At 43.7% G+C, this 6177-nt stretch carries 4 protein-coding genes; 2 read left to right on the top strand and 2 right to left on the bottom strand.

The window, feature by feature from the left end; translation table 11 throughout:
- Positions 1 to 206 precede the first annotated feature (206 nt).
- Complete coding sequence (serS, locus tag EWV84_RS08045; RefSeq protein WP_287077587.1) at positions 207 to 1490, top strand: serine--tRNA ligase; 1284 nt, start codon at positions 207 to 209, stop codon at positions 1488 to 1490.
- Between the two features lie 55 nt (positions 1491 to 1545).
- Here the strand turns inward: serS and EWV84_RS08050 are convergent, their stop codons facing one another.
- Positions 1546 to 2706, bottom strand: coding sequence for a 2,3-diketo-5-methylthiopentyl-1-phosphate enolase (locus tag EWV84_RS08050; RefSeq protein WP_287077584.1), 1161 nt, complete (start codon positions 2704 to 2706; stop codon positions 1546 to 1548).
- A 245-nt stretch (positions 2707 to 2951) separates the two neighbouring features.
- Here EWV84_RS08050 and EWV84_RS08055 point away from each other — a divergent pair, with 245 nt between their 5' ends.
- On the top strand, positions 2952 to 4070 hold the full coding sequence (locus EWV84_RS08055; RefSeq protein ID WP_287077585.1) for a peptidylprolyl isomerase: 1119 nt from the start codon (positions 2952 to 2954) through the stop codon (positions 4068 to 4070).
- A 369-nt stretch (positions 4071 to 4439) separates the two neighbouring features.
- On the opposite strand, the gene EWV84_RS08060 is transcribed toward EWV84_RS08055, so the two are convergent.
- Positions 4440 to 5960 carry a methyltransferase regulatory domain-containing protein gene (locus EWV84_RS08060; RefSeq protein WP_287077586.1) on the bottom strand — a complete coding sequence of 507 codons (1521 nt, stop codon included), beginning with the start codon at positions 5958 to 5960 and terminating at the stop codon, positions 4440 to 4442.
- Between the last annotated feature and the right edge of the window lie 217 nt (positions 5961 to 6177).

Consider the following 6177-nt stretch of genomic DNA (forward strand, 5'->3'; position numbering starts at 1 on the left):
CAGACTTAAGCAATTAAGCGTTTTTCGCTATCTGCGTCAACCCCGTTCAGCGACCACCCTAAAAAAGTGGCGTGGTGAGGAATCGCCGTCCGTTTTACGGCGGCGAGGATGTCAATGACCATTGGTTAGGGATTGAGAACATTTCCCCTCAGGCTGCCAATTCCCCGACTCCCCCACTTACTTTTTACTTTTTACTGACTCGTACCATGTTAGACCTAAAGCAAATTAGAGAAAATCCAGAGGAAGTACAGAAACGCTTAGATAGTCGGGGAGGGAGTTATGATATTGCCCCTATTCTCCAGTTAAATCAACAACAGAAGGCTTTAGAGTTAGAACGCAGCAGTTTACAGGCCCGGAGTAACGAAATCGGTAAACTGGTGGGACAAAAAGTTAAAAGTGGCAGCGATGCCAACAGTCCCGAAATTTTGGTGCTGAAAACAGAAGGAAACGAGATTAAAAGTAAACTAGCTCAATTAGAACCGCAGGAAAAAGCCATTAAAGCGGCCATTGACCAAAAAATCTTAGATTTACCCAATTTACCCAGTGAAACCACTCCCATCGGTAAGGATGAACGGGAAAATATCGAAGTCAAACGCTGGGGAGAGGAATATAAACCCACTAACCCGAATATTTTGCCTCACTGGGAAATTGGGGAAAAATTGGGCATTTTAGACTTTGAACGGGCCGTAAAGATCGCCCAGAGTCGTTTTGTTAATCTTATCGCTGTCGGGGCAGCCCTAGAAAGAGCCTTAATTAATTTTATGCTCGATCGCCACATTGTCGCCGGTTATACAGAAGTTTTACCACCAATTTTAATTAATAGTGACTCCTTGCGCGGGACGGGACAACTGCCAAAATTCGCGGAAGAAAGCTTTAAATGTCGAGATGATGAGCTTTGGTTAGCACCAACGGCAGAAGTCCCCGTAACTAACCTCTATCGCGATGAAATCCTCTCATCGGAGCAATTACCAATAAAACACTGTGCCTATACTCCCTGTTTTCGTCGAGAAGCGGGCAGCTATGGTAAAGATACTAGGGGCTTGATCCGTTTGCATCAATTTAATAAGGTGGAAATGGTCAAAATCGTCAATCCTGACGCTTCTGCTCAGGAACATGAAAGTTTAGTCGCTAATGCGGAGGCAATCCTGCAAGCTTTACAGTTGCCCTATCGCGTGATTGAATTGTGTAGCGGTGACTTGGGTTTTGCAGCGGCCAAATGTTATGACTTAGAAGTGTGGCTACCTTCGGCTAATACCTATCGGGAAATTTCCAGTTGTTCTAATTTTAGAGACTTCCAAGCACGACGGGCAAATATTCGCTTTAAAGAAAAAGGGCAAAAAGGCACTAATTTTGTCCACACCCTCAACGGTTCGGGATTAGCGATCGGTCGTACTATGGCTGCTGTCCTAGAAAATTATCAACAGGCAGACGGGACGGTAAAAGTGCCAGAAGTGCTGCAACCCTATCTAAAACGGGAGATTATTTGTTAATTTTTCTAAAAATGCTTGACAAAATAGCTCTATAGTGCATTTAAAAAAGTTGCTCTTAACCCCACTGTAGAATTGCCTGTTTTAAGGCTCCTTCCGGCAAATTGGCGGGATTAAAAGAATCACCCGCTTCTATTCTGGCTAAAGCTTCAAAAAAAGCCCTCACACCACTGGCTGGTCCCGATGGGTGGTCCATAATTCCGGTTCCCGCATTGAGGATAACATTACGTCCGTAATCCCGAAGCACTTGGGGAACAATACCGGGACGAATGCCGGCCGAGGGAACCGGAAAAACGTTTCTATCGCGCAAAATATCGCGAATTTTGCCTTCCTCCTGCGTATCGAAGGGTAAACTACCGTAGGCGGCGGGATATAGCACCGCATCGGCTCCTGCGTGGGCCATCATCGTTCCCAAAACCACAGAATAGGCTAATCCCGTATCAGTACCGGCACACATCGCTCCGGCAAAGGCAGGATGGGCGAAAATAGGAACATCGATCGCTGGATCACTGGCTAAAGCTTCTAAAACGGAAAAACCGTAGGTAAGAACGTTTAATAATAGGGCATTAGCCCCATGTTTCACTAATAAACGGGCTTTTCTCTGCAATTCGTCCGCTTTTCCCGTGACATTGACCGCATAAAGAACATTTCTACCGGTTTGCTGCCGCACTTCCTCCAAAACCCGGCGACAACAATCTAGGCGCTCGTGGGTGGGAGCCACGGGAAGATCCGCCATGATTTCATCATCTTTAATCACGTCTAAGCCAGCAAAAGCCACTTCTCGTAGGATATCGGCGTGATCTTGGGCCGATAGTCCTAAAGCGGGTTTAAAAATTGCCATCACTAGAGGTCGATCATAAACCCCCAAACGTTGCCTAATTCCTGTGATTCCCAGCTTGGCTTTCGTGCCGTAGGTTTCGGGGAGATACACCCCCACCACTTTTCCGGCTCCAGCCATGGAATATTTGCCGAAAATCATGGTTAAAAGACTGGCGATGTCATTTTCAACGTTTATCTGGGGAAAACGCACCCTAGCCACCTTATAACCGTCGGCTTCCTCCCTGATCCCCACCACTTCCGCTAGGTGTTGTTGCAGCTGCTCTTGACGATGACTGTGGCGATCGCTCCAAGTGCCGGCGGTTTGACCGATAGCGATCGTTTTTGCCTGTTTTTCGGCATCAATAGCGGGAGGAAAGCGATAATCGACAATGATAGTCATAAAAGGTGAAAAAAGGGAGTGGGAATTATAAATTATAAATTATGAATTGGGGAGGTGGGGAGCTTTTTTCAGTGATCAGTAAACAGTAAACAGTAATGGGTGAACTGAAAACTCACATCTGATAACTGATAACTGATAACTGATAACTGATGACTTCGATCGGTTTTCTCACCTATTGACAAGGGTTGCGCTAAAAGCCTACAAGTATTTTGGATAGGTATGGCCATTGAGGAACCGACCAAAACATGAAAATAACGACAAGATTACGGGAATGGGGCAAATTTTTCTTAAAAAGCGGTGCTAGTATTGCCCTAGCACTATTTTTAATCTTGAGTCTGTTCACGGTTAAGGGAACTACCCCTGCTTTAGCTGTGCTTGCTCAGGGTGATGCGGTAACGGATCCCACTGCTATTTTACGCAATGCCTTACCCATAGATAATAAACCAATTCGTCAAGTGCAACAATCGATCGAAGATATTGCCAAACATCTGCGGGCCAAGCGTTGGAGTCCGATTAAAAAAGATGTCAAGGATGCCAATTATGTCCTTTCTACCAAAAGCAAGGCTATCTTAGATAGTGTTCCCGAAGCAAGTAAAAGCCAAGGGGAGGAATTAATCGAAAAAATAAAAACGGGAGTGGCAGCCCTCGATACGGCCGTAGAAGCGAAGGATAAAGAGGCAGTTTGGTCAACCAGACGGGAATTACTCAATAATATCACCGCTTTAGAAGAATTAATGGTGGTGGGTTTTCCCTTTAACGTTCCCCCAGAATACGCTAACTTGCCACAATTGCGAGGACGTGCCACCGTAGAGATGCAGACAACCAAAGGAGATTTAACTATCGTTGTCGATGGTTACAGCGCTCCAGTTAATGGGGGTAACTTTGTGGATTTAGTCCAACGGGGTTTTTATGACGGTTTACCCTTCATTCGCAGCGAAGATAATTTCGTTGTCCAAACCGGGGATCCCGTCGGTGGAGAAGAAGGTTTTCTTGACCCGAAAACTAAGCAATATCGCTCTATTCCCTTAGAAATTTTGATTAAAGGGGAAGAAGAACCAGTTTATGGAAATACTCTCGAAGAATTAGGGATTTACTTACCCAGTCTCGCCTTGCCTTTTAACGCTTTTGGTGCATTGGCCCTAGCGCGTCCCGATACTAATCCTAACGGAGGTTCCTCGCAATTCTTTTTCTTTAAATTCGATAATGAATTAACTCCTCCGGGGTTTAATCTCATGGATGGTCGTTATTCGGTTTTTGGCTATTTAGTCCAGGGAAAAGAGGTGTTAGAAGAACTTACCGATAAGGATAAGATTATCACCGCTAAAGTGGTTTATGGCTTAAATAATCTCGTTCAACCTAGCTAGGTTGGCGTTTTTAACTGGGTCTTGTCAAGACAAAAAGATTAGTCAAGATAGGGGAAGCAGCTCAGATTCTGGGGACTTCCCCCCATACCCCAGAAAGTAGCAATTATCGGGGTCAATATTCCCCGCTAGTGAAAGCAAGGCAGCTAGTAGATGTTACTGTGTTGATGACCTTTTCAGCAAAACGTAGGGTGCGTTAGACGGCCAAAATTGCTGCCTTGACTTGAAGGTAAAAATCCGTCGTAACGCACCACTAAGTAGTAAAACGTAACAGCCAAAATTACTGCTTTGACTTGAAGGTAAAAATCCGTCGTAACGCACCACCTATCATCAACTAAGTAGCCAGTTACAATGAGATTACTTACTTAGTATTTACTCAATACCTAGTTTTTGCAATGTTAGTAAACGTCCTTGACTAAACTCCTCGTACACGGTTTTCAGATGAGCAATATTCTCCTCCTCTGTTTCCAAAGTTTTCCCATCTTTAACCACTTTTTTGCCTTGACTTGCCAAAATTTGCCAGACAAAACTTACCCCGTCTTGGTTATTAGATTTTGCTAACAGAAATAACTGCTCTAAACGATTGACCAATACTCCAGTACCAATCAAAGGAGAGGCTAAAAAGCTCAATTCTTCATCATAGATAGCTTTCGCTTTCACTGCATTATTAAAAGCATTAGTAGATGGTTTCCGTTCTTGGCAAGTTTGCTCATCGACAGCAGGATGAATATAGCCAATACCAGTTAAAATCATCAGAGCTTGGTAAAGACCATTTAAGTTAATATTTGAGGTTTTGGGGTGATTTTGTAGTTGCAGTAAAGTTTGGGGAGATTCCGCCAAAACCTGACAAATTGGCTGATAAACTGCCTCCTGTAACTTAACTTCTCCCACGGGGAACTGATGCTCGAACTTGATATTTGCGGGATTAACAATCATGGCAAACCGGGTTTCTTGTAGTTGTTTAAGCTGTTCTTGGGTGGTTAAACTTAAGGCACCTCGAATAAAAATATCACGGCGGAATTGATTGTTAACAAAGAAATCTCGCACCACTTCCCGATAGATTTGGTCGCTAATTTTTGCTAATTTTTCTTGGGCTGCCTGAGAGAGATTGACCGCATCAATATGGTCATTAATATGAGCGGAACCCACATATTTAAGTTTAGCATCCTCTAATTCTTTCGCCACTTCATCGAAGTAAAAAGAATTCCATTCCTGATTGAAATACTCGTGAGCTAAATAATAACGATTTTGTTCCTTCAGGCGCTCGTAACGATTTTTTAAAATTGGATTTTGGTCAAAATAACTAGCATTAGCTTCTAATAATTCTCCTGTAAAATTAAGTGCCTGTTCAATGCGGGTTAAAATTGGTTCGGAACTGTGTTGACCATGACGTAACATTAAAGCTTGCATCGGCATCGCTGCTGACCAACCTGGAAGAGCATTATAGGAGATATAAACTAATCCCCCCACCTTGAGATTGCGGCGAATAAAATTAACTATTGCTTGGCGATTTCTGGCACTAATCCAGCTATAAATTCCGTGCAGACTGATGAAGTCAAATTGAGGTAAATCTCGCTCTAAAAATTCCTCAAAACTATCATCAAAGAAAAGAATATTCTTCATTCCCGCCTTGGCCGCTAAATCTCTAGCCGTGGCGATATGGCTAGGGTTGAAATCATTGGCATAAAATTGAGCGTGGGGATAGGTAGCTGCTAAAATATTCGTGGTAAAACCCTGACCACAGGCCAATTCACAATAGGTAAATTCTTGGCTAGAATCGGGGGGTTGAATGGATTTAATCAGAGTGGCTAAACCTAATTTTAGGGGACTTAACTCGCCGTAAAAGCCGCTAGTGTAGTTAACTTCCGATACATATCCTTCTGTCCAACTCATGGGGATTCCTCAAATATAATGACAAGTCATAAAATTAAGACTTGATTATACAGGAAAAGAGCCATGTCCCCTAGATTTTTGTTGGTGACAGCAAGGACATTGACATCCTCGCCGCCGTAAAACGGACGGCGATTCCTCACCACGCCACTTTTTTAGGGTGGTCGCGTCAATGGGGTTGACGCAGATAGCGAAAAACGCTTAATTGCTTAAGTCTGAC

The organism is Microcystis sp. M_QC_C_20170808_M3Col (assembly GCF_007095505.1).
Lineage (GTDB): Bacteria > Cyanobacteriota > Cyanobacteriia > Cyanobacteriales > Microcystaceae > Microcystis.